Below are 21,845 nucleotides of genomic sequence, written 5' to 3' on the forward strand. Positions count from 1 at the left end.
CTACGCGATCGGTTGTCCCGCCCCGCGAAAGCCAGCCGTCACCCTGCCCGTAGCCAGCGCAAAATGCCGGCGTGAACGACCAGCGCCGGCAGGATCAGCACCAGGCCGATGCCCAGCACGATCTGCCCGGCCAGCCAATTGTGCCGGCCCGGCACGATCACGTCGCGGTCGGAGCCTGGAAAGACCAGGATGTCGTGCGTGCTGCCCACCGGAAAATCCAGTTCTGCCGCGGCCATGTTGGACGACGCCCCGGCCAGGCCATCGCCGTCGGGATAGGAAAACACCGGTGCATAGATGCGGCCCGAGGCGAAGGGCGCGTTGTTCGGCCAGTCATAGACCCGAACCACCGTGCCGGTGACGCGGGTGGCCCGCGCATGATCCAGCGCCTGCAGGCCCAGTTCGGCCAAACCGCCCAGCACGAAGCCCGCGGGCAGCAGCCACAGCAGAACCCAACCCTGCCAGCTGACCGCGCGCCGGGGTGCCCTGCGCCATGGCCAGGGCCCGTTTTCGGTCGGAAAGACCCGGTCGATCCAACCGCGCACCGCGTCAGGCCATTTCGATCCGGTAGCTTTCGATCACGGTATTGGCCAGCAGCTTTTCACACATCTGCCGGACGGTGTCTTCCGTCGTGCCCTCGGCCAGGTCCAGTTCGATCACCTTGCCCTGACGCACGCCTTGCACGCCGCCAAAACCGAGACTGCCAAGCGCGTGGCGCACGGCCTCGCCCTGCGGGTCCAGCACGCCGTCCTTGAGCATCACGTGAACTCTTGCCTTCATGGCCTTGTCTCCGCAGGGTATTTTCAGTTTATCAGTTTCGGCTTGGAAAGATGGGTCGCCTGTTTCGGCATCACGCCCAGCCGCCGCGCCACCTCGGTATAGGCATCGGTCAGGTTGCCCAGATCGCGGCGGAACACGTCCTTGTCCAGCTTGCGGCCGGATTCGATGTCCCACAGCCGGCAACTGTCGGGGCTGATTTCGTCGGCGACGACCAGGCGCTGGAAATCGCCGTCATAGATGCGGCCGATCTCGATCTTGAAATCCACCAGCCGGATTCCGACGCCGTACATCAGGCCGGACAGGTAATCGTTGACCCGCAGCGCCAGGCTCAGGATGTCGTCCATGTCCTGCTGGCCGGCCCAGCCGAAGGCGGCGATGTGTTCCTCGGTGACCAGCGGATCGCCCAGCTTGTCGTCCTTGTAGTAGTATTCGACGATCGGCCGCGGCAGCGCCGTGCCCTCCTCGATGCCCAGCCGCTTGGACATCGACCCGGCGGCGTAGTTGCGCACCACCACCTCGAGCGGAATGATCTCGCAGGCGCGGACCAGCTGTTCGCGCATGTTCAGCCGCTTGATGAAATGCGTGGGCACCCCGATCGCGTTCAGGCCGGTCATGAAATATTCGCTCAGCCGGTTGTTCAGCACGCCCTTGCCGTCGATCACGTCCTTTTTCTGGGCGTTGAACGCGGTGGCGTCGTCCTTGAAATACTGAACGATGGTGCCCGGTTCGGGGCCTTCATACAGGATCTTGGCCTTGCCTTCGTAGATTTTCTTGCGCCGCGCCATGGGTCGGGCCTTTCGCTCAGGGGGACTCGGGGCGCGCGTCAAGAACGGCCCCGAAGTGGCGCCCTCTTACGGCATGGGGGGCTTTGTCGCAAGCGCCGCCCGGGACTTGCGCGCGCCGCACCGCTGCCGCATATGCAAGGAAGACGTAGCAACACCCCAGGGAGGCCGCCATGACCACCTTTGACGACCGCGAAAGCGCGTTCGAGAACAAGTTCGCCCACGACGAAGAGATGAAATTCAAAGCCGAAGCGCGCCGCAACAAGCTGCTGGGCCTCTGGGCCGCCGAGCTGCTGGGCAAGTCCGGCGATGACGCCGCCGCCTATGCGCGCGAAGTCGTGAAGGCCGATTTCGAAGAGGCCGGCCACGAGGACGTCGTGCGCAAGGTCGCCGGCGATCTGGGCGACAAGTCGACCCCTGACCAGATCCGCGCCAAGATGGATGAATTGCTGATCGTGGCCAAGGGCCAGCTTCTGAAAGAAAGCTGACCGTCCGCGCGCCCCGACCTTCGGGGGGCCGGCCGTTTCGATGCGCCCCGTCATCCGCACCGCCCCGCTGCTTGCCGCGCTGGCCACCGGCGCCGCGGGCGGCGATCCCACGCCGGACTTGTCCTGTCGCGGCGACGATCCCGCCTGGCAACTGGTGCTGGACGGCACGACGGCCGTGCTGGATTTCGGCATCCGTACGGAAATGGACATCCCGCACGAGGCCGCCGCCGAGAACCGAGACTGGCCGCGCGCGCTGACGCTGGTGGGCATGCGCGACAGCGGCATCGTGATCCTGACGCCGCGGACCTGCGGGGACGCCCCGTTCGAGGCGCTGTTGCTGACCCAGCGGGGCACCACGCCGATCCTGCTGTCGGGCTGCTGCCGTCCGTTGCGCTGACATGTCGTGACGCGGGGCTTGCCAAGCGCGCCGCGGTGGACGAAACCGGGCGGCGGAAACCCGGGGTCCAGCATGTCCGACACTCTCAAAGCCTGTGCCTGGATGATCGGCGCCATCGTGTCCTTCACCTCGATGGCGGTGGCCGGGCGCGCGGTCAGCCTCGACCTGGATACGTTCGAGATCATGCTGTTCCGGTCACTGATCGGTATCGTGCTGGTGCTGGCGGTCAGCAGCCTGGCGGGCACCCGGCGCCAGATCCGGGCGCAGCGTCTGGGCCTGCACGGGATGCGCAACATCAGCCATTTCGCCGGGCAGAACCTGTGGTTCTACGCCATCACCGTGATCCCGCTGGCGCAGGTGTTCGCGCTGGAATTCACCTCGCCGATCTGGGCGATGCTGCTGTCGCCGCTGGTGCTGGGCGAACGGCTGACGCGGCCGCGGGTGCTGGCGGCGGTGATCGGTTTCGCGGGCATCCTGATCATCACCCGCCCCAGCCCCGAAAGCCTGAATGCCGGGGTGCTGGCCGCGGCGCTGGCCGCCATCGGGTTCGCCGGATCGGCGGTGTTCACGCGCAGATTGACCCGGACCGAGACGATCACCAGCATCCTGTTCTGGCTGACGGTGATGCAGGCGGCGTTCGGGCTGCTCTGTGCCGGGATCGACGGCGACATCGCCCTGCCCGCCGCCGCCAGCTGGCCCTGGGTCGCGCTGATCGCGGTGGCCGGGCTGGTCGCGCATTTCTGCCTGACATCGGCATTGCGCCTGGCGCCCGCGACGGTGGTGATGCCCATCGATTTCACCCGACTGCCGGTGATCGTCGTCGTGGGCATGCTGCTATACGCCGAACCGTTCGAACCGGCCGTCCTGCTGGGCGCCCTGGTCATCTTCGCGGCCAACTATTTCAACATCTGGAGCGAGACCCGAACCCGCCCCGCCGGCGCGCCCCGCAAGGTGTGACCGAATCGTGACGCTGCGTCGCGTCACGTCAGGCTGACGTTCCGTCAAAGATTGACCGAAAGCCCCCCCTCTCACTACGGTTGAGCCGAGGAGACACCCGCTAGGGATGAGGGACAAATCATGAAATCAGTACTGCTGGGCGCTTCGGCGCTGGCGCTTTCCGTCGGTGCGGCCCATGCCGCGGGGCTTGACCGTTCGGGGCAGAGCGTGATGGCCATCTTCGCCGACGACAACACCGCCAATCTGAGCTTCGGCTACGTCATGCCCAGTGTCACGGGCAAGGACGATCTGGGCAACGACTATGACGTCGGCGACGCCTATTCGGTGATCGGGCTGAGCTATACAAACGCGATCAACGAACAGATTTCCTATTCGGTCATCTTCGATCAGCCCTATGGGGCGAACGTGACCTACAACAACTCGCCGCTGACCTCGGCGCTTGGCGGCACCGGTGCCGACCTGTCGTCCGAGGCGCTGACCTTCGTCGGCAAGTACCAGATCTCGGACCGCATCAGCGTGTTCGGCGGCATCAAGCTCGAACAGGTGCGCGCCGACGTGGCGCTGAACGGTATCGCCTATCGCAACGCGATCTCGACCTCGGCGGTCACCCGCGGCTTCAACGCCACGCGGCCCGGCGGAACACCCGCTCTGGATGCATCGCTTCTGGGCGCCGCGGCAGCGGGCAGCGTCCCCGCCGCCACCGCGATCGACACGACCTACGGTGCAGGCACCACGGCCGCACTCGGCGGCCAGATCGCGACCCAGGCCGGCAGCTTTGCCGCCAATGACGGCTACAAGTTCAGCATGGATACCGACCGGCGCATCGGCTACGTGATCGGCGCGGCCTACGAGATCCCGGAAATCGCCTTTCGCCTGGCGCTGACCTATTCGCCCGAGATCGAACACAAGGCCGACACCACCGAAGACATCTTCGGCGCTACCGTGACCGGCGACGTGGAATACGTGACCCCGCAATCGGTGAACATCGAATTCCAGACCGGCATCGCACCGGACACGCTGTTGCTGGCGACCTACCGCTGGACCGAGTTCTCCGCCGTCGACGTGGTGCCGACCGCACTGGGGTCGGACCTTGTCAACCTGAACGATGGCGAGCGCTACACGCTTGGCATCGGGCGCCGCTTCAACCCCAACCTGTCCGGGTCGGCGGTGATTTCTTACGAACCCGAAGGCGACGAACTTGTCTCGCCGCTGGGGCCGACCAACGGTCTCTGGGGCCTGTCTATCGGCGGCCAGTACACCAAGGACAATGTCAAGCTGTCGGGCGGCATCAACTATTCCTGGCTCGGGAATGCCAAGCCCGAAGTCGGCGGCGTAGCCGCGGCAGACTTCGAGAACAACCACTCGGTCGCCTTCGGCATCCGCGCCGAATTCGCGTTCTGATCCAGAACGACCGATACGACTGCCGAAACCGCCCGCGCCTGCCGCGGGCGGTTTTTCTTTGCGCAATTTCCGGATCGCGCCGACCGGAAAGGCGCTCTAGACGTCTGGCATGACCCAGACATCTCTTTCAGCCCGTGCCTGGGCCGAACTTTTGCTGCTCGGCCTGATCTGGGGCGGGTCGTTCCTGGCCATCCGGATCGCGCTGGACGAAATCGGCCCCCTGACCGTGGTGCTGTTCCGCACCGGGCTGGGGGCGGCGGCATTGTGGCTGGTGGTGCTGGCACGCGGCATCGCGGTGCCGCGCGACATGCGCCTATGGGGCGCGCTGGCGGTCATGGGGCTGCTCAACAACGTCATCCCGTTTTCGCTGATGGCCTGGGGGCAGTTGCATATCGAAACCGGCCTGACCGCGATCCTGAACGCCGCCACGGCGATCTTCGGCGTGCTTGTCGCGGCGCTGGTCTTTGCCGACGAACGCCTCACCCCGCGCCGCCTGGGCGGGGTCAGTCTGGGCTTTGCCGGCGTTGTGCTGGCCATCGGGCCGGATGCGCTTGGCGGGTTCGACCTCACCTCGCTGGCGCAACTGGCGGTGATCGCGGGCACCGTCAGCTATGCCTGCGCCTCGGCCTGGGGCCGCGCGCGGCTGGGCGGGCTGCATCCCGTCATGGCGGCGGCGGGGATGCTGACCGGCGCGACGATCCTGGTGGCGCCGGTCACGGTGATCGCCGAAGGTCTGCCCAGCCTGGCGCTCGGTGCGGCCACCTGGGGCGGCATCCTCTATTACGCGCTGGCCGCCACCGCCTTTGCCTACCTGCTCTACTACCGCGTTCTGGCGATGGCCGGAGCGGGCAACCTGATGCTGGTCACCCTGGTCATCCCGCCCGTCGCGATCGGGCTGGGCGCCTGGATCCGCGACGAACGCCTGGCGCCGCTTGCGCTGGCCGGGTTCGCGCTGATCGCCGCGGGCCTGATGGTGATGAATTCCCGTCGCGCCGGACGCACCCGCAAGCCGGTTTGACCTGATCCCAACCGCAGGCTATCCAGCGGCAGGCAGGACAAGGATGCGGGCGATGCTCTACGCCTCGGAACAGGACTGGCGGCAAGCGCCGAACAAGCGCGTGGTCCTGTTCGCCATGTCGGGGCTGGGCAAGACCCATGTCTCGACCCTGCTGCGCGATGGCGGCGGCTGGTTCCACTACTCGGTCGATTACCGCATCGGGACGCGTTACATGGGCGAATACATCGCCGACAACGCCAAGCGCGAGGCGATGAAGGTGCCGTTCCTGCGCGATCTGCTGATGTCGGATTCGATCTATCTCGGCGCCAATCTCAGCTTTCACAACCTGACCCCGGTCTCGGCCTATCTGGGCAAGCCGGGCGATCCCGCCCGGGGTGGCCTGCCGATGGCCGAATACCAGCGCCGGCAGGACCAGTTCGCGCGGGCCGAAGAACAGGCGCTGCTGGACACGGGTTACTTCATCGACCGGGCGCAGGACCTTTACGGCTATCCGCATTTCGTCTGCGACACCGGCGGTTCGATCTGCGAATGGGTCGATCCGACCAATCCCGATGATCCCATCCTGCGCGAGCTGAGCCGCGTCGCGCTGATGGTCTGGATCAAGGGGTCCGAGGATCACACCGCCGAACTGATCCGGCGGTTCGACAAGGCGCCCAAGCCGATGGCCTACCGGCCGGATTTCCTGGCCGCCTGCTGGTCGGAATACCTGGCCGAACAGGGCCTGGCCGAAGCGCAGGTCGACCCCGACGCCTTCATCCGCTGGACCTATGCGCGCGCCCTGGCGCACCGCCAGCCGATCTACGAGGCGATGGCGGACAAGTGGGGCGTCACCGTCGCGGCCGCCGACATGGCCCGCGTGCGCGACCAGGGTGATTTCACCGACATCATCGCCGCGGCGCTGAACCGGCGGAACGGCTGAACAGCCGGGTCGGCGCCCACGGCGGCAAACCGGCGGCCCGGCGGCTCAGACGGCCGCGAGGCTCCGTCGCCTGCAGCGCCATTCGGTCCGCGGCGCAGGCCCCACCCGCTTGTGCGCCCTGCCCGCCTGCCCTATCTCTTGCCGACCGAAAGGAGCCGGACCATGCCGATCAAACTGCCCGCGGACCTGCCCGCCTATGACGTCCTCTCCCGCGAGGGCGTCATGGTCATGTCCGAAGACGCGGCGGCCCGGCAGGATATCCGGCCCCTGCGCATCGGCCTGCTGAACCTGATGCCCAAGAAGATCCAGACCGAAAACCAATTCGCCCGGCTGATCGGCGCCACGCCCCTGCAGATCGAACTGTCGCTGATCCGGATGTCCGAACACCAGACCCGCAACACCGCCGCGGAACACATGGAAACCTTCTACCGTCCGTTCTCCGAGGTCGCCGAAACCGGCGAAACCTTCGACGGGCTGCTGATCACCGGCGCGCCCATCGAACACCTGCCCTACGAGGAAGTGACCTATTGGGACGAACTGACCCAGGTCTTCGACTGGACGCAGACCAACGTCCATTCCACCTTCGGCATCTGCTGGGGCGGCATGGCGATGATCCACCATTTCCACGGCGTGCCCAAGCACATGCTGGACCACAAGGCGTTCGGCTGCGTGCGCCACCGCAACCTGGCGCCCGCTTCGCCCTATCTGCGCGGGTTTTCCGACGACATGGTCATTCCGGTCTCGCGCTGGACGGAACTGAAGCGCGAGGAAATCCAGGCCGCCGGCCTGCCGATCCTCATCGACAGCGACGAAACCGGCCCCTGCCTGGTCGAGGATCCGGCCCATCGCGCGCTCTATGTGTTCAACCATTTCGAATATGACAGCGACACGCTGAAACAGGAATACGACCGCGATGTTCAAGCCGGTCAGCCGATCAACGTGCCGGCCAATTACTATCCCGGCGACGATCCCGCCCGCATGCCGCAGAACCGCTGGCGCAGCCACGCGCACCTGCTCTACGGCAACTGGATCAACGAGATCTACCAGACCACCCCGTTCGACCCCGCGAAGATCGGCAGGGAAATCGCCGATCTGCGCACCCAAAGACGGTGAAGGATGGCGCGCAAGATGTTGACATATATCGCGATTGCGGCCCTGGGCTTTTCCGGCCTGACGCTGTGGCGGGCGCAGGCGAACGAAGCCCGCGCAGTGGCCGAATACCCGCCGCTGGGCGACTTCGTCGAAGTTGACGGACAGGCCGTGCACTACACCGTCACCGGCAGCGGGCCCGACCTGGTGCTGATCCACGGCGCCTCGGGCAACCTGCGCGACATGACCTTCGCCCTGGCCGAAACGCTGGCGCGGGACTATCGCGTTATCGCCTTCGACCGGCCCGGCCTGGGTCACACACCGCCGACCGACGACATGTCGATCACCGCCCAGGCCGCGCTGCTGGCGCAGGCCGCAGCGACCCTTGGCGCCGACAAGCCGCTCGTCGTCGGCCAGTCCTATGGCGGCGCCGTGGCGCTGGCCTGGGGGGTGACGCAGCCCGACAGCGTTGCCGCCCTTGTGCTGCTGGGCGCGCCCTCGCTGCCCTGGTCCAGCGACCTCTCGACGCTCTACAAGGTCAATTCCCACCCCGTGCTCAGCCGCCTCACCGTGCCGCTGCTGGCCGCCTGGGTGCCCGAAAGCTACGTGCAGAATGCCATCCAGGGCGTCTTTGCCCCGCAATCCGCGCCCGACGGCTATGCCGATTTTGTCGGTGCGCCCCTGACCCTGCGCCGCAGTGCGCTGCGCGCCAATGCGGTGCAGCGCGCCAATCTGCTGGCCGAGATCGTGGACCTCAATCGCCGATACGAGGATATCACCGCGCCCATAGAACTGGTGCACGGCGATGCCGATACCACCGTGGGCCTGCGAATCCATTCCGCGCCGCTGGCCGAACGGCTCGACGGCGCTGCGCTCGATGCCCTGCCCGGCATCGGACACATGCCGCACCATGTCGCCCGCGACGCGACGCTGGCGGCCATCGACCGCGCGGCGTCGCGGGCGGGTTTGCGTTAACCCCGTTAACATCTCATAGTGCGGCGCAAAGCGGATGGAATCCCCATGACCCTGCCCTTTGACGGTGCGATCAGCGCCTTTTACGACAACGACGCGCCCAAGCCCGTGCGCTTGGCCATCGACCGCGCCGACAAGGACGACATCCTGTCGTCCAGCTATCCCTATTCCGAACAGATGAAGCGCAAGACCTACGAAAAGGAGTTGGAAAAACTCCAGATCGAACTGGTCAAGATGCAGGCCTGGGCGCGCGACAGCGGGCATCGCGTCGCGATGGTCTTCGAGGGGCGCGACGCCGCGGGCAAGGGCGGCACCATCGCCCGGTTCCGGATGAACCTGAATCCGCGTGGCGCCCGCGTCGTGGCGCTGCCCAAACCGTCCGACACCGAAGCCACGCAATGGTATTTCCAGCGTTACATCGACCACCTGCCCTCGGCGGGTGAAATCGTGTTCTTCGACCGATCCTGGTACAACCGCGGCGTGGTCGAACATGTCTTCGGCTTCTGCACCCAGGAACAGCGCGAACGTTTCTTTCACCAGGTCCCGGATTTCGAGAAGATGCTGGTGGACGAAGGCATCCACCTGTTCAAGTTCTGGCTGAACGTGGGACGGGCCGAACAGCTCCGGCGCTTTCTCAAACGCGAAGGCGACCTGCTCAAACAGTGGAAACTGTCGTCGATCGATGTCGCGGGCCTGCCGAAATGGGATGCCTATTCGGCGGCGATCCAGGAAACGCTGAACCGCAGCCACTCGGCCATGGCGCCGTGGACGGTGATCCGGGCCGACGACAAGAAACGCGCGCGTCTCGCCGCCATCCGCCATGTGCTCAGCCATCTCGATTACGACCGCAAGGATGCCAGGGCCGTCGGCACTCCGGATGCGAAAATCCTTGGCGGCCCCGAAATCTGGGATGCCTAAGCGCGGCTATCACCACGGCAACCTGCGACAGGCCCTTGTCGATTCGGCTCTGACGCTGATCGAGGAAAAGGGCCCCACCGGGTTTACCCTGTCCGAGGCCGCCAAACAGGCCGGGGTGACCCCTGCCGCCGTCTACCGCCATTTCGCCGGCCGCGAAGACCTGATCGCCGAAGCCGCACGTCAGGGCTACGAGATCTTCGTCGAATTGATGGAATACGCCTACCAGACCGGCCAGCCCTCGGCGCTGGCGGCGTTCGAGGCGACCGGCCGTGCCTACCTGGCCTTTGCCCGCCGCCATCCCGGCCATTACATCGCGATGTTCGAATCGGGCATCAGCGTGAACCATTCGCCGGAACTGGCCGCGGTGTCGTCGCGCGCCTGGAGCGTTCTGGAAAAGGCCGCCGAACAATTGTCGCAAACCCTGCCGCCCGATCGCCGACCGCCGCCATCGATGTTTTCCGCCCATATCTGGGCGCTCAGCCACGGCGTGGTGGAACTGTTCGCCCGCAACTCGCCCGGTCGGCAATCGCCCTATCCGCCCGAAGACCTGCTCGAGAGCGCCATCGGCGTCTACCTGCGCGGGCTCGGCCTGATCCCGCCCGACAAATGAGCGGTACGTTCTTTCTGGGCCTCGGCGGCCAGAAATGCGGGTCCAGCTGGATGCAAGCCTACCTGGCGCGCCAGCCGGGATCGGATTTCGGCCGCCTGGGCGAATACCAGATCTGGGAGGCCGACCTGGGCGGGCCGTTCGCACGCTACCGCGTGGTCGAACCCTCGCCCCTGCAAAGGCTGCGCGGCGCCGCCAAGCGCGGTCTGGGCCTGGCCGAGCCGAAAAACAGCCTGCGCTGGCGGATGCAGACGAATCGCGACGCCTATTTTCGGTATTTCAACGGCTTGCTGGCCAAACCTGATGTGATCCGCACCGGCGATATCACCCCGTCCTACGCCGCCTTGCCCGCGCAGACACTGGCCCAGATCCGCGACGGCTTTGCCACCCGCGGCGTCGCGGTCAAGGCGCTGTTTTCGATGCGCGACCCGGTGGCGCGGCTGCGCTCGCATCTGCGCATGGACCAGCAGAAGGGCTATCGCCCCGCCAGCGGCGACGAATCCGCCGACCTGCGCGGCTTTTTCAAGTCCGAGGAAGCCGCCGCGCGGATGCGCTATGACCGGACGCTGGACGCGCTGGAACAGGTCTTCGACCCCGACCACCGCTTCGTCTGCCTGTTCGAAGAGCTGTTCACCCCCGCCGGGATCGCCGCTTTCGCCGCGTTCTGCGGCGTGCCCGCCGATCCCGCGGCCGGGGCGCGGCAGGTGAACGCGCGCCATTCCGGCGGCAACGCCCTGCCCGATGACCTGACCGCCGAAATCACCGCGCATTACGCGCCGGTCTACCGCGCCGTCGCCCGGCGCCTGCCGCAGATCGCCACGCTCTGGCCCTCGGCGCGCTTCGTTCCTACCAACGCATGAGCCCGGCTTGAATCAACTGCTCGGGCCCGGTGTATCTCTGCGACCGCGCATCCAGGAACGACCCGCCCTTGGCCTGCATCTTGTCCAGCAGTTCGGCGTAATAGCGATATTTCGCAGCGCCCCCGGCATGAGCCCGCCATTTGCGGGCATTGTCGATCTTCTGGGCGAATTGCGAGGTAAAGACGAAATGCGCGATGGTCAGCAGAACGTCGGATGGCGGCGCGGGATGGGCGTCGTGGCAGCTGGTGGCGAAACTGTCCGCGTTGCGCAGCACCAGCGGCGTCTTGTGGCGGGCCGAGCGCTGGAACATCTGCGATTCCTTCTTGCGCCGCGACATGTAGATCCGTTCGAACCCGCGCCGTTCGATGCGCGGATGCACGTCGAAGCTTTCGAACAGCCGCATCGTCTTGGACGGGTTGGGAAAGGTCCGCTTGCCGTGCAGCGCGACATCCTCGTCCGGATCGACCACCGCCTCGGCCTGGAAATACGGATAGGCCGCCAGCAGCCCCTCCAGGCTTTGCGGCAGCGGCCCCTCCAGCCCGGCCAGCGTTTCGGGAAAGAACTCGACCACCGAGGTCAACAGGCTGGACGCGCCCTGCCTCGTCAGCCGTTCGATCACCGGCACGATGCTGCTCACGCCCGGCGGCAGCAACAGGAATTCGTCGGCATCGAAATACGCGACGAAACTGTCGTCGAAGAAATGCTGCGGCAAGGCGATCTTGGCATAGGTGCCAAAGCGCATGCGCTTGCGCTTGCCCGCGATGTCGGCGAACAGCTCGTCGCCGAAATCGAGATTGGTGTGCACAACGACGCAATCGGGCTGCGCGATCAGGTATTCCGTCGTGCCGTCGTCGGACTTGTCGTCATAGACCAGGAATTGCTCGAACCCGATGGCGCGGTAATGCGCAAGGAACGCGGGCAGAAACCCCATCTCGTTCTTGACCGGCACAAAGACCGTCCGCTTGGACGGATCGGGGTCGCCATGCACCGCACGGATGGTCTTTTCGCCATCATCCAGACCGAATTCCTGCATCGCCCGCCTGCCCTGTCCGTTGCCGTTCCCGACGCTCGGGAAGCGCCGGCGCAACCCTGCACCGGGACAATCCGCGATACAAGATGGGCCCATCCGTGACCGACGAACGCGTGGCCCGTCTCAGAACGGCCAGGGCCACTTGACGTCCTTCGGATAACAGATCGTCAGGCATTCCTCCCACGAAATCACCCACTCAAAGATGACGATCTCGCGCGGCCAGCAGATTTCCCAATAGGCGTGATCGTGCGGGAACGGGAAAGGTCCGTGATGCGGCGGCACCAGCCGCGACCGCGCCAGGCTGACCGGCGGCAGGGGTTCCTTGGTCTTGCCGTGCTGGCCCGACAGCGTCAGCTTGAAATCCGAAATGACGATCTTGTCGCCATCCAGCTTGTAGCCGGTTTCCTTCTCGAACATGGAAACGCCGGTCCTGGCCACCGTCATGAAGTGTTCGCGCGCCTCGGCCAGCGGATGACCGGCCAGTCCGGCCGCGACGAATGAATCAAGGCGTTCAAGGTCAAACATGGAATGCTCCTTGGAAAAAATGGGTTTCTGAAAAGACCCCCATGATACCACAAAGCCCGAAAACCCGCTGCCGCTGAAGTTGTGGCAGAGAAATATCGTTCCCGCGCAAGGCATTATCGCCGGGAAAAGAGAAAGGCCGCCCCGGAGGGCGGCCTGTCCGTGAACCGTTTGTCGTCCGGTCAGCGCTTGGAGAACTGGAAGCTCCGGCGCGCCTTGCGCTTGCCGAACTTCTTGCGTTCCACCACGCGGCTGTCGCGGGTCAGGAAGCCCGCGGCCTTGAGCGCCGAGCGCAAGGACGGGTCATACAGCTGCAGCGCCTTCGAGATGCCGTGCTTGACCGCGCCGGCCTGGCCCGACAGGCCGCCGCCCTTGACGGTGGCCATCACGTCGAACTGGTCTTCCACACCGGCCACCGAGAACGGCTGGCGCAGGATCATCTGCAGCACCGGACGGGCGAAATAGGTGCCCATTTCCTTGCCGTTCACCGTGACCTTGCCCGAGCCCGGCTTGATCCAGACGCGGGCGACCGCGTCCTTGCGCTTGCCGGTGGCGTAGGACCGGCCAAGCGCGTCGCGGACCGGCTCGACCGGAGCGACGACAACTTCGGGGGCGGCGGCTTCGATGCCTGCTGCGGCGCCCAGCTCTTCGAGAGAATTGATCTGGTCTGCCATGATTACACCCGCGTGTTCTTCTTGTTCATCGACTTGACGTCCAGCACTTCGGGGCTTTGCGCCTCGTGGGGGTGCTGGCTGCCGGCATAGACGCGCAGATTGGTCATCTGCTTGCGGCTCAGGCGGTTGCCCGGCAGCATGCGCTTGACCGCCTGGGTCACGACGCGCTCGGGATGGGCGCCTTCCAGGATCTCGGCCTTGGTGCGGCTCTTGATCCCGCCGGGATGGCCGGTATGCCAGTAGAAGTTTTCTTCGCGCTTCTTGCCGGTCATCTGCACCTTGTCGGCGTTGATGATGATGACATTGTCGCCCATGTCCATATGGGGGGTGAAGCTGGGCTTGTGCTTGCCGCGCAGGCGCATGGCGACGATCGAGGCAAGACGGCCCAGAACGACGCCCTCGGCGTCGATCAGGATCCATTTCTTGTCGATGTCTGCCGGGGTCGCAGAAAAGGTTTTCATGTGTCCGTCCGTTTGTCGAAAGGCAAGGGCCGCGCGTCACCGCCCGGCCCGATATCCGATGCGTGGGTTATACGCGGCTTTTTTTGCCGGTCAAGCGGGATGTTTCGCCAAAAGATACGCGTTTTCAATGGCTTGAAATTACGGTATCTATTTACCCCATATTTCGCGCTGCAATTTCCAGCTCTGGTAGGGCGCGGTGACGCCAAAGATCTCCACCGGGCCCGTCGCCACGTGTTCGGCCCCCAGCTTGGCCGTGGCGCGCTGCGACCGGATGTTGTCCGGCCCGATATGGAACCAGACGGCGTCATGTTCGGCAAAGGCATGGCCCAGCATCAGCGCCTTCATCTCGCGGTTCGATGCGCCGCCCCAGTGGTCGCGGGTCAGAAAGGTAAAGCCGATGGCGATGCCGCCGGGCTCGTCCTGCGGCGAGTAGTAGGTCGATGTGCCGACGATCCGGTCCGTCGCGATCTCGCGCACCGCCAGCGTCCCGCCCGAACGCAGCAGCCCGTCGAAATAGGGATCATAGGCCGCGCGCTGGTGGCGCGTCTTCGCCGGATGCTGTTCCCAGATCAGCGGGTCGGACGCGGCGGCAAACAGCCCCTCGCGGTCGGTCTCGGTCAGCGGGTCCAGCCGCAACGCGCTGCCGATCAGCACGGGTTGACGGTTCATCATACGGCGATCCTTTCGGGCGGGTTGTCCAGCAGGTGGCGCAGCCGGTCCAGGGCGGCATCGAAACTGCGGCGGCTGACCCCGGCATTGACGGCGATGCGCACGGCATGGGGCGTGTTGGCGTTGCGGTCGGCGTAATCCTCGGCGGTGCGGATCTGCACGCCTTGCGCTTCGGCTGCGCGGGCAAAGGCGCTGGCCCGCCAGCCCGGCGGCAGGTTCAGCCAGACATACAACGCATCCTCGCGCCATTTCAGATCGTAGCGGCCCAGGGCATTGACGATGGCCCGCACGTGATCGGCCACCGTCTCGCGCAGGGCCTGCTGAAGCGCGGGCAAACGGGGATGGGTCAGCAGCGCCGCGGCCAGGTCGGTGATCGGCGTGGCCAGACCAAAGAACCCGCCCTCGGCGGTGCGCCGCAACGCCGCCGCCCGGCCTTCGGGCGCGACGGCAAAGCCGAACCGCAGGGCCGGCGTCAGCCGTTTCGAGATCGACGCGACATACCAGCCGCGTTCCGGCGCCAGCGCGCGAAAGGACGGGCCGCTGGGCGGGCCGATGCGGTAACAATCATCCTCGACGATCTGCAGATCGGTGCGCCGGGCGATCTCGGCCACCGCCTCGCGCCGTTCGGTCGGCATCGCCATCAGCAACGGGTTCTGCACCTCGGCCGACAGGCACAGCAACTGCGCCTGGTGCTGCCGCGCGATCGCTTCCAGCGCCTCGGGGATGACGCCATGCGCGTCCATCGGCACCGGCACCACGTCGGCGCGCAACAAATCGGCGGCGCGGCGATAGCCGGGATAGGCCAGCTCCTCGACCAGCACGACGGGGCGGCGGCCGGTCAGCACCGCCTGCATCACCATCATCACCGCGTTCTGCGCGCCATGCGCCAGCACGATATCCTCGGCATCCAGCCGCGCCAGCATCGTGTCCGCCAGATACCCCACCACCGCCTGCCGCGCCGCGCGCCCCGAGGCGTGGCCGGGGTAGTGCATCACACCCGAAGGCGGATCCTGCGCGATCTGCGCCAACAGCGCCCGGATCAACGCCACCTGCCCCACATCCGGCAGATGCGGCGACACCAGGTTGACCTCGTGCGTGTCGCCGCCCTGGTTGTGGCGCACGGCATCCACCTCGATCCCGGTCAGCGGACGGGTCGGCTCGGCGGCGGCGGCGACAAAGGTGCCGCGGCCCACCTCGGCCACCAGCGCGCCCTCGTCGGTCAGGATCGTATAGGCCCGCGCCACCGTGCCCGGCGTGATCTGCAACCGCCAGGCCAGGTCGCGCACCGGCGGCAGCCTGTCGCCGGGCGCCATGGCGCCCCCGGTCACCGCCTGCCGGATCGCCGATGCCAGCGCGCGATATTTCGGACCGGACGTTTCGCGGGCATAAAGATCCTGAATTGTATCCATAACAATCTTTCTCTCGACCCGACTCGTTCCGCTTTGTATCGATAAATGTGTCAGACGATATCACTTTGTGTCAATACAATCGAAAGGACAGACCATGACACAGATCGCATACCGCTCCGCTCTCGCCACGCTCGAGGCCACCCGCCCGCTGCCCGTGCTCGCCGGGATCGCTCTGCGTGTTGCGGTCGTGCTGGCTGTCTGGTCGCAGCGCCGCCGAACCCGCATCGCGCTGGCCGATCTCGATGCGCATATGCTGCGCGATATCGGTATCGAACCCGAAATCGCCCGGGCCGAGGCGCGGCGTCCCTTCTGGCTGGGCTGATCCCCGTCCCGCCAGTCGACTGGGGCGCGCCTTGTCGCGCCCCCTTTTTGGCACAGACGCCCCGCTCTGGCGCAGCGTCACATCTTTCGCACCGCGCCGCTTGCGCCTAGCCTCTGGCCAAAGCCGGAGGACCCCATGACCGACAGCGTGACCCTGACCCGCGACGGTGCCATCGCCACCGTCACGATCAACCGCCCGGAAAAACGCAACGCCGTCGATGTGTCGGTGTTCGAAGGTCTGGCCCGGATCGGCGACAGCCTGCGCGGCGACGACACCCTGCGCGCGGTGATCCTGACCGGCGCGGGCGATCATTTCTGCTCCGGCATCGACACGGCGCTGTTCCTGGCCAACCCGAACCCGCAGGCGCTGATCGACCAGATCCGCGCGCCCGGCGACGATGGTGCCAACCTGTTCCAGAAACCCTGCACCGTGTGGCAGGACGTGCCCGTGCCGGTGATCGCGGCCCTGCGCGGCGTGACCTATGGCGCGGGTTTCCAGATCGCGCTTGGCGCCGATATCCGCATCGGGGCGCCGGATCTGCGCATGGCGATCATGGAAATCAAATGGGGCCTGATCCCGGATATGGGGATCACCAGCGCCCTGCCCCGACTGGTGCGCGCCGACGTCGCGCTGGAGCTGGCCTGCACCGGCCGCGTGGTCGAGGCCGACGAGGCCGCGTCGCTGGGGCTGGTGACGCGCATCGCCGCCGATCCGCTGGCCGAGGCACGGGCGCTGGCCGAGGTCATCGCGTCGAAGAACCCCGCCGCGATCCGCGCCAACAAGCGCCTGCTGCGCGAAGGCTGGGCCGTCGATCGTGCGACCGGGCTGCGGCTCGAGGCCGAGCTGCAATCGACGATCATCGGCAGCGCCAACCAGATCGAGGCGATCATGGCCAACGTTCAGAAACGCGCGCCGGTGTTCAAGTAACAAAAGGCGCGCGCTGAACCGCGGGTCGGCGCGGCCCGGCGCGCCGCCGGGCGGAACGCGGATCGAACCCCGCGCCCCTACCCCTTCGGCGGGATCGAATAGGTCAGGCTGGCATGGGCCACCGGCTTGTCCGACCCGTCCGAGAACAGCAGCACATCCGTCACGCTCAGCGACCGGCCCAGCTTGAGCAGCCGCGCATGGGCCAGCACGTCGCGGCCCGCCTCGGGCTTGCGCATGAAATCGATGGAACAATGCGTGGTCACCGTCAGCGCCTCGCGGCCGATCCGCGACATGGTGGCGACATAGGCCGCCACATCGGCCAGCGAAAACATCGCCGGGCCCGACACCGTGCCGCCGGGGCGCAGGTGGCGATCATGGGCGTGCAGGCGCATCACCGTCAGATCATTCTCCAGCCGTTCGATGGTGAACATGCCGTCGACCTGCGGAAAGACCTCCGCCAGGAACGCCGCCATCTCGTCCTTGCCCACCACGATGCTCATGCTTTCCTCCGCAATTCCCGGACGCTAAGCTGGCCCGGCATCGCGGGGAGGACAAGATGGATTTGCTGGAACGCAACGACACGGGCGGCATCGCGCATCTGCACATGAACGCGCCCGAACGGCTGAACGCCCTGTCGGACGAGATGCTGGCCGCTTTGCAGGCCCAGATCGACGCGCTGGCCGAAGACCGCGACACCCGCGTGGTGATCCTGTCCGGCGCGGGCAAGGCGTTCTGCGCCGGGCACGATCTGAAACAGATGCAGGCCGGGCGGCAGGCCGAAGATGGCGGCAAGGCCTATTTCGCCGATCTGTTCGCCCGCTGCGCGCGGGTGATGATGGGCCTGCAAGCCCTGCCCCAGCCGGTGATCGCGCAGGTGCACGGCATCGCCACCGCGGCGGGTTGCCAGTTGGTGGCGACCTGCGACATGGCGGTTGCGGCGCAGGGCACGCGGTTCGGGGTGAACGGGGTGAATATCGGGCTGTTCTGCTCGACGCCGATGGTGGCGCTTTCACGCAACATCCCGCGCAAGCGCGCCTTCGAGATGCTGACCACCGGCAGCTTTGTCGAGGCCGACGAGGCCGAACGGCTGGGCCTTGTGAACCGCGTCGTCGCGCCCGACGCCCTCGGCTCGGAAACCCGCGCCCTGGCCGAAACCGTTGCCGCCAAATTGTCCGCCGCCGTCAAGATCGGCAAACGCGCCTTTTACGACCAGGCCCAGATGCCGCTGGACCAGGCCTATGCCTTTACCGGCGAGGTGATGGTGGAAAACATGCTGTGGCGCGACACCGAGGAAGGCATCAGCGCCTTTCTCGAAAAACGCCCTCCGGACTGGTCCTGAGCGATCCGTCCCGAAATCGGGCAAAACAGGACGGATTGGTGGGCTGCCGCGGCTTGGCAGCACGCTCCGGCTGGATTAAATCGGCATCATGACAGACAGCACACTCCACATCGTCGGCGGCGGCATGGCCGGTTCCGAAGCCGCCTGGCAGGCCGCGCAGTCCGGCGTTCGCGTGGTCATCCACGAGATGCGGCCCAACATCAAGACCTTCGCGCATCAAACTGACAAACTTGGGGAAATGGTCTGTTCGAACTCGTTTCGCTCGGACGATCACGAACAGAATGCCGTGGGCCTGCTGCATTGGGAAATGCTGCAGGCCGGCAGTCTGGTGATGCAGACCGGCTATGCCCACCGACTGCCCGCCGGCGGAGCGCTGGCAGTGGATCGCGAGGCGTTTTCGGATGCCATAACAGCAGCGTTAGCATCGCATCCCAACGTATCGATTTCAAAAGAGGAAATAACGTCTCTCCCCGACAGCGGGCAGTGGATTTTCGCCACCGGTCCGCTGACTTCGGACGCGCTCGGCGCTGCGATCCAGGCCGAGACCGGCGCTGACCGGCTGGCCTTTTTCGACGCCATCGCCCCCATCGTGCATGCCGACAGCATCGACATGTCCAAGGCCTGGCTGCAGTCGCGCTATGACAAGGGCGAGACCGAGGAAGAACAGAAAGCCTATATCAACTGCCCGATGGACCGCGCACAATACGATATCTTCATCGACGCCCTGCTCACCGCCGACAAGACCGAGTTCCACGAAGGCGAAACCGCCGGCTATTTCGACGGCTGCCTGCCGATCGAGGTGATGGCCGAACGCGGCCGCGAAACCCTGCGCCACGGCCCGATGAAGCCGGTGGGCCTGACCAATCCGCATGCGCCGGATGTGAAGCCCCATGCCGTGGTACAGCTGCGCCGCGACAACGCGCTCGGCACGCTCTACAACATCGTCGGCTTCCAGACCAAGATGAAGTATGGCGCGCAAAAGTCTGTTTTCACGATGATTCCCGGTTTGGAAAAGGCAAGTTTCGCGCGCCTCGGCGGCATCCACCGCAACACGTTCCTGAACAGCCCGACGCTGCTGGACGCGCAGATGCGCCTGCGCTCGCGCCCGCATATCCGGTTTGCCGGGCAGATTACCGGCGTCGAGGGCTATGTCGAATCCGCTGCCATGGGGCTGCTGGCGGGTCGCATGGCCGCAGCCGACATCCTCGGGCGGCGGCTGCCGGAGGTGCCGCAGGACAGCGCCCACGGCGCGCTGATCCACCACATCACCGGCGGCGCCGAGGCCAAGACCTTTCAGCCGATGAACGTCAATTTCGGCCTGTTCCGTCCGGTCGACGGGCTCAAGGGCGGGCGCCGCGGGCGGCGGGACCGCTACAAGGCCTATACCGACCGGGCCAAGGCCGCCTGGCAAACCTGGCTGGCGGCGCAGGCCTCGGCGCCTCACGCCGCGCAATAGGCGGGCCGATGGCCTTCGTCACCCGCTTTGCCCCGTCCCCGACCGGGCCGCTGCATCTGGGCCATGCCTATTCCGCGCTGCTGGCACATGATATGGCGCAAGCGACCGGCGGCACCTTCCTGTTGCGGATCGAGGATATCGACCGCACCCGGTCGCGGCAGCAATGGGAGGCCCAGATCCTTGACGACCTGCGCTGGCTGGGGCTGCATTGGCCCGAGCCGGTGCGCCGCCAATCCGATCACATCGCCGATTACGAGGCCGCGCTGCAGCGACTCTGGGCCAAGGGCCTGCTTTACCCCTGCACCTGCAACCGGCGCGATATCGCCGCTGCGGCTGCGGCGCCACAGGAAGGCGCGCCGATGATCGGCCCCGACGGGCTGATCTATCCCGGCACCTGCCGGCCCGACACACCGCCCACCGGAGCGATCCCCGACGGCAGCGCATTGCGTCTGGACATGAACCGCGCCCTGCAACAGCTTGACGAAAATGTCGTGTTTGCCGAAACCGGTTCCGGGCCAGAAGGCCAAACCGGCGCTATCGCCGCATCCGCGGCGACGCTGATCGACCATGTCGGCGACGTCGTCCTGTCTCGGCGGGAATTCCCCGCCTCCTACCACCTGTCGGTCGTGGTCGACGATGCGGCGCAAGGCATCACCGACGTGGTGCGCGGCAACGACCTGTTCTCGGCAACCGCCATCCACGTGGTCCTGCAACGGCTGCTGGGCCTGTCGACCCCGCGCTACCACCACCACCGCCTGATCCGCGACGATGCCGGCAAGCGCCTGGCCAAGCGCGACGATGCCCGCGCCATTGCCACCTACCGCGCCGAAGGGGCCACCCCGGACGATATCCGCCGCCTGGTGAACCTCCCGCCGCTTCATCTTGCCGGATAAACTCCGGGGAGCGCGAGGGGCTGGCCCCTCGCTCCCTCAGCCAGCCAAAGGCGCCATCAATTCGGTCTCTTCGCCATCGACAACCGAGGTATAGAAACAGACCCGCCGGTTGGTGTGGCAGGCCGGGCCGGTCTGCCGCACCACGGCCAGCAGGCAATCCCGGTCGCAATCGACACGCAGATCGACCAGTTCCTGCACATGGCCCGACGTCTCGCCCTTGACCCAGAAGGACCGGCGCGAACGCGACCAATAGGTCACGCGGCCCGTCTCCAGTGTTTTCGCCACCGCGTCGGAATTCATCCAGGCCATCATCAGCACGTCGCCGCTGACGGCATCCTGCGCAATGCAGGGGATCAGGCCGCGGTCGTCATAGACCAAGGTCGCAGGATCGAAGGCCATGGTGCAGAAATCCTTTGGATCGGCTGGGATGCGCCCCTAAATAGGGATCACGGGTGGAAAGGGAAAGCCATGTCCGAAGATCTGATCAAGCTCTATTCGCAGCGCATCCTGGCGCTTGCGGCGGACATTCCCCGGACCGACCGGCTCGAAGCGCCCGATGCGACGGTCAAGAAACGTTCGCCGCTTTGTGGATCGACCGTGACGGTAGACCTGAGCATGCGCGATGGCGCGGTGGCCGAATACGGACAGGACGTTAAGGCCTGCGCGCTTGGCCAGGCGGCGGCGTCGGTCGTGGGCGGCGCCATCGTCGGCTGCACCCCTGCCCAGATCGCCGACGCGCGTGATGCGCTGCGGCGCATGCTGAAAGAGGACGGCCCGACCCCGCCTGCGCCGTTCGACGGGCTCGAGGTTCTGCGCCCCGCCGCGGCCTACAAGAACCGACACGCCTCGATCCTGCTGGCGCTCGACGCGGCGACAGAGGCCGCCGAGCAGGCCGCCGCGGTGCAAAGCGCCTGACCGCACTTAACGGTTTGTTCGCGGACCGCGTGCTACCGCGGAG

General features: G+C 66.2%; 28 protein-coding genes. 17 read left to right on the forward strand and 11 right to left on the reverse strand.

The annotated features are described in order from the left end of the window. Positions 1–38 precede the first annotated feature (38 nt). The 3 genes from KUH32_RS15085 to purC are packed head-to-tail and all read right to left on the reverse strand — an operon-like array spanning position 39 to position 1,562. A complete protein-coding gene (locus KUH32_RS15085; protein ID WP_217779426.1) occupies positions 39–542 on the reverse strand; it encodes a hypothetical protein in 504 nt (167 codons plus the stop codon). A gap of 4 nt (positions 543–546) precedes the next feature. Then, positions 547–777, reverse strand: a complete 231-nt coding sequence (gene purS / locus KUH32_RS15090; protein WP_217779427.1) for a phosphoribosylformylglycinamidine synthase subunit PurS — start codon at positions 775–777, stop codon at positions 547–549. A 23-nt stretch (positions 778–800) separates the two neighbouring features. After that, positions 801–1,562, reverse strand: a complete 762-nt coding sequence (purC, locus tag KUH32_RS15095; RefSeq protein ID WP_217779428.1) for a phosphoribosylaminoimidazolesuccinocarboxamide synthase — start codon at positions 1,560–1,562, stop codon at positions 801–803. Positions 1,563–1,732: 170 nt separating this feature from the next. Here purC and KUH32_RS15100 point away from each other — a divergent pair, with 170 nt between their 5' ends. The 11 genes from KUH32_RS15100 (at position 1,733) to KUH32_RS15150 (ending at position 11,185) form a co-directional block, all read left to right on the forward strand. Then, positions 1,733–2,047 (forward strand): DUF1476 domain-containing protein, encoded by a 315-nt coding sequence (locus KUH32_RS15100; RefSeq protein ID WP_217779429.1) that lies wholly within the window; start codon positions 1,733–1,735, stop codon positions 2,045–2,047. A 40-nt stretch (positions 2,048–2,087) separates the two neighbouring features. Further along, entirely contained in the window at positions 2,088–2,444 is a 357-nt protein-coding gene (locus KUH32_RS15105) for a hypothetical protein (protein WP_217779430.1), read from the forward strand. 72 nt (positions 2,445–2,516) lie between these two features. Further along, positions 2,517–3,401: a DMT family transporter gene (locus KUH32_RS15110; protein ID WP_217779431.1), complete on the forward strand. Its 885-nt coding sequence runs from the start codon at positions 2,517–2,519 to the stop codon at positions 3,399–3,401. A gap of 120 nt (positions 3,402–3,521) precedes the next feature. Then, the gene (locus KUH32_RS15115) at positions 3,522–4,802 is read left to right on the forward strand and encodes an OmpP1/FadL family transporter (RefSeq protein ID WP_217779432.1); all 1,281 of its coding nucleotides are present in this window, start codon (positions 3,522–3,524) and stop codon (positions 4,800–4,802) included. A 109-nt stretch (positions 4,803–4,911) separates the two neighbouring features. After that, positions 4,912–5,820 carry a DMT family transporter gene (locus tag KUH32_RS15120; protein WP_217779433.1) on the forward strand — a complete coding sequence of 303 codons (909 nt, stop codon included), beginning with the start codon at positions 4,912–4,914 and terminating at the stop codon, positions 5,818–5,820. A gap of 52 nt (positions 5,821–5,872) precedes the next feature. Further along, positions 5,873–6,739: an ATPase gene (locus KUH32_RS15125; RefSeq protein WP_217779434.1), complete on the forward strand. Its 867-nt coding sequence runs from the start codon at positions 5,873–5,875 to the stop codon at positions 6,737–6,739. 162 nt (positions 6,740–6,901) lie between these two features. Beyond that, positions 6,902–7,852: a homoserine O-succinyltransferase gene (locus KUH32_RS15130; RefSeq protein WP_217779435.1), complete on the forward strand. Its 951-nt coding sequence runs from the start codon at positions 6,902–6,904 to the stop codon at positions 7,850–7,852. Between the two features lie 15 nt (positions 7,853–7,867). Continuing rightward, on the forward strand, positions 7,868–8,803 hold the full coding sequence (locus KUH32_RS15135; RefSeq protein WP_254899182.1) for an alpha/beta fold hydrolase: 936 nt from the start codon (positions 7,868–7,870) through the stop codon (positions 8,801–8,803). Between the two features lie 45 nt (positions 8,804–8,848). Continuing rightward, the gene (ppk2, locus tag KUH32_RS15140) at positions 8,849–9,718 is read left to right on the forward strand and encodes a polyphosphate kinase 2 (protein ID WP_217779437.1); all 870 of its coding nucleotides are present in this window, start codon (positions 8,849–8,851) and stop codon (positions 9,716–9,718) included. Next, positions 9,711–10,328, forward strand: a complete 618-nt coding sequence (locus KUH32_RS15145) for a TetR/AcrR family transcriptional regulator (protein ID WP_217779438.1) — start codon at positions 9,711–9,713, stop codon at positions 10,326–10,328. The genes ppk2 and KUH32_RS15145 overlap by 8 nt, the downstream gene beginning before the upstream one ends. Then, complete coding sequence (locus KUH32_RS15150) at positions 10,325–11,185, forward strand: sulfotransferase family protein (RefSeq protein WP_217779439.1); 861 nt, start codon at positions 10,325–10,327, stop codon at positions 11,183–11,185. The genes KUH32_RS15145 and KUH32_RS15150 overlap by 4 nt, the downstream gene beginning before the upstream one ends. Here KUH32_RS15150 and KUH32_RS15155 read toward each other — a convergent pair. From KUH32_RS15155 to KUH32_RS15180, 6 genes are all read right to left on the reverse strand, one after another. Further along, positions 11,172–12,218, reverse strand: coding sequence for a glycosyltransferase family 2 protein (locus tag KUH32_RS15155; RefSeq protein ID WP_217779440.1), 1,047 nt, complete (start codon positions 12,216–12,218; stop codon positions 11,172–11,174). The two genes, KUH32_RS15150 and KUH32_RS15155, sit on opposite strands and share 14 nt — an antisense overlap. A gap of 120 nt (positions 12,219–12,338) precedes the next feature. After that, positions 12,339–12,740 (reverse strand): hypothetical protein, encoded by a 402-nt coding sequence (locus KUH32_RS15160; RefSeq protein WP_217779441.1) that lies wholly within the window; start codon positions 12,738–12,740, stop codon positions 12,339–12,341. A 179-nt stretch (positions 12,741–12,919) separates the two neighbouring features. Continuing rightward, the gene (rpsI, locus tag KUH32_RS15165; protein ID WP_217779442.1) at positions 12,920–13,411 is read right to left on the reverse strand and encodes a 30S ribosomal protein S9; all 492 of its coding nucleotides are present in this window, start codon (positions 13,409–13,411) and stop codon (positions 12,920–12,922) included. Positions 13,412–13,413: 2 nt separating this feature from the next. Further along, a complete protein-coding gene (gene rplM, locus KUH32_RS15170; RefSeq protein WP_217779443.1) occupies positions 13,414–13,872 on the reverse strand; it encodes a 50S ribosomal protein L13 in 459 nt (152 codons plus the stop codon). A 147-nt stretch (positions 13,873–14,019) separates the two neighbouring features. Beyond that, on the reverse strand, positions 14,020–14,541 hold the full coding sequence (locus KUH32_RS15175) for a GNAT family N-acetyltransferase (protein ID WP_217779444.1): 522 nt from the start codon (positions 14,539–14,541) through the stop codon (positions 14,020–14,022). Next, positions 14,541–15,950 (reverse strand): aminotransferase-like domain-containing protein, encoded by a 1,410-nt coding sequence (locus KUH32_RS15180; protein ID WP_217779445.1) that lies wholly within the window; start codon positions 15,948–15,950, stop codon positions 14,541–14,543. The genes KUH32_RS15175 and KUH32_RS15180 overlap by 1 nt, the downstream gene beginning before the upstream one ends. A 94-nt stretch (positions 15,951–16,044) precedes the next feature. Here KUH32_RS15180 and KUH32_RS15185 point away from each other — a divergent pair, with 94 nt between their 5' ends. Continuing rightward, positions 16,045–16,272, forward strand: a complete 228-nt coding sequence (locus KUH32_RS15185; protein WP_217779446.1) for a DUF1127 domain-containing protein — start codon at positions 16,045–16,047, stop codon at positions 16,270–16,272. 135 nt (positions 16,273–16,407) lie between these two features. Beyond that, positions 16,408–17,199 carry a crotonase/enoyl-CoA hydratase family protein gene (locus KUH32_RS15190; protein ID WP_217779447.1) on the forward strand — a complete coding sequence of 264 codons (792 nt, stop codon included), beginning with the start codon at positions 16,408–16,410 and terminating at the stop codon, positions 17,197–17,199. Between the two features lie 77 nt (positions 17,200–17,276). On the opposite strand, the gene KUH32_RS15195 is transcribed toward KUH32_RS15190, so the two are convergent. Then, on the reverse strand, positions 17,277–17,699 hold the full coding sequence (locus KUH32_RS15195; protein WP_217779448.1) for a PaaI family thioesterase: 423 nt from the start codon (positions 17,697–17,699) through the stop codon (positions 17,277–17,279). A gap of 56 nt (positions 17,700–17,755) precedes the next feature. Here KUH32_RS15195 and KUH32_RS15200 point away from each other — a divergent pair, with 56 nt between their 5' ends. The 3 genes from KUH32_RS15200 to gluQRS all read left to right on the forward strand — a co-directional run bounded on the left by KUH32_RS15200 (position 17,756) and on the right by gluQRS (position 20,887). Beyond that, positions 17,756–18,538 carry an enoyl-CoA hydratase gene (locus KUH32_RS15200; protein ID WP_217779449.1) on the forward strand — a complete coding sequence of 261 codons (783 nt, stop codon included), beginning with the start codon at positions 17,756–17,758 and terminating at the stop codon, positions 18,536–18,538. A gap of 88 nt (positions 18,539–18,626) precedes the next feature. Beyond that, complete coding sequence (trmFO, locus tag KUH32_RS15205; RefSeq protein WP_217779450.1) at positions 18,627–19,994, forward strand: methylenetetrahydrofolate--tRNA-(uracil(54)-C(5))-methyltransferase (FADH(2)-oxidizing) TrmFO; 1,368 nt, start codon at positions 18,627–18,629, stop codon at positions 19,992–19,994. Between the two features lie 8 nt (positions 19,995–20,002). Beyond that, positions 20,003–20,887: a tRNA glutamyl-Q(34) synthetase GluQRS gene (gene gluQRS / locus KUH32_RS15210; protein ID WP_217779451.1), complete on the forward strand. Its 885-nt coding sequence runs from the start codon at positions 20,003–20,005 to the stop codon at positions 20,885–20,887. A gap of 36 nt (positions 20,888–20,923) precedes the next feature. Here the strand turns inward: gluQRS and hisI are convergent, their stop codons facing one another. Further along, a complete protein-coding gene (gene hisI / locus KUH32_RS15215; RefSeq protein ID WP_217779452.1) occupies positions 20,924–21,286 on the reverse strand; it encodes a phosphoribosyl-AMP cyclohydrolase in 363 nt (120 codons plus the stop codon). Between the two features lie 69 nt (positions 21,287–21,355). Between hisI and KUH32_RS15220 the strand changes: the two genes are divergently transcribed. Continuing rightward, positions 21,356–21,802, forward strand: a complete 447-nt coding sequence (locus KUH32_RS15220; protein ID WP_217779453.1) for an iron-sulfur cluster assembly scaffold protein — start codon at positions 21,356–21,358, stop codon at positions 21,800–21,802. Positions 21,803–21,845: the final 43 nt, after the last annotated feature.

It is taken from the genome of Thalassococcus arenae (assembly GCF_019104745.1).
Lineage (GTDB): Bacteria > Pseudomonadota > Alphaproteobacteria > Rhodobacterales > Rhodobacteraceae > Thalassococcus_B > Thalassococcus_B arenae.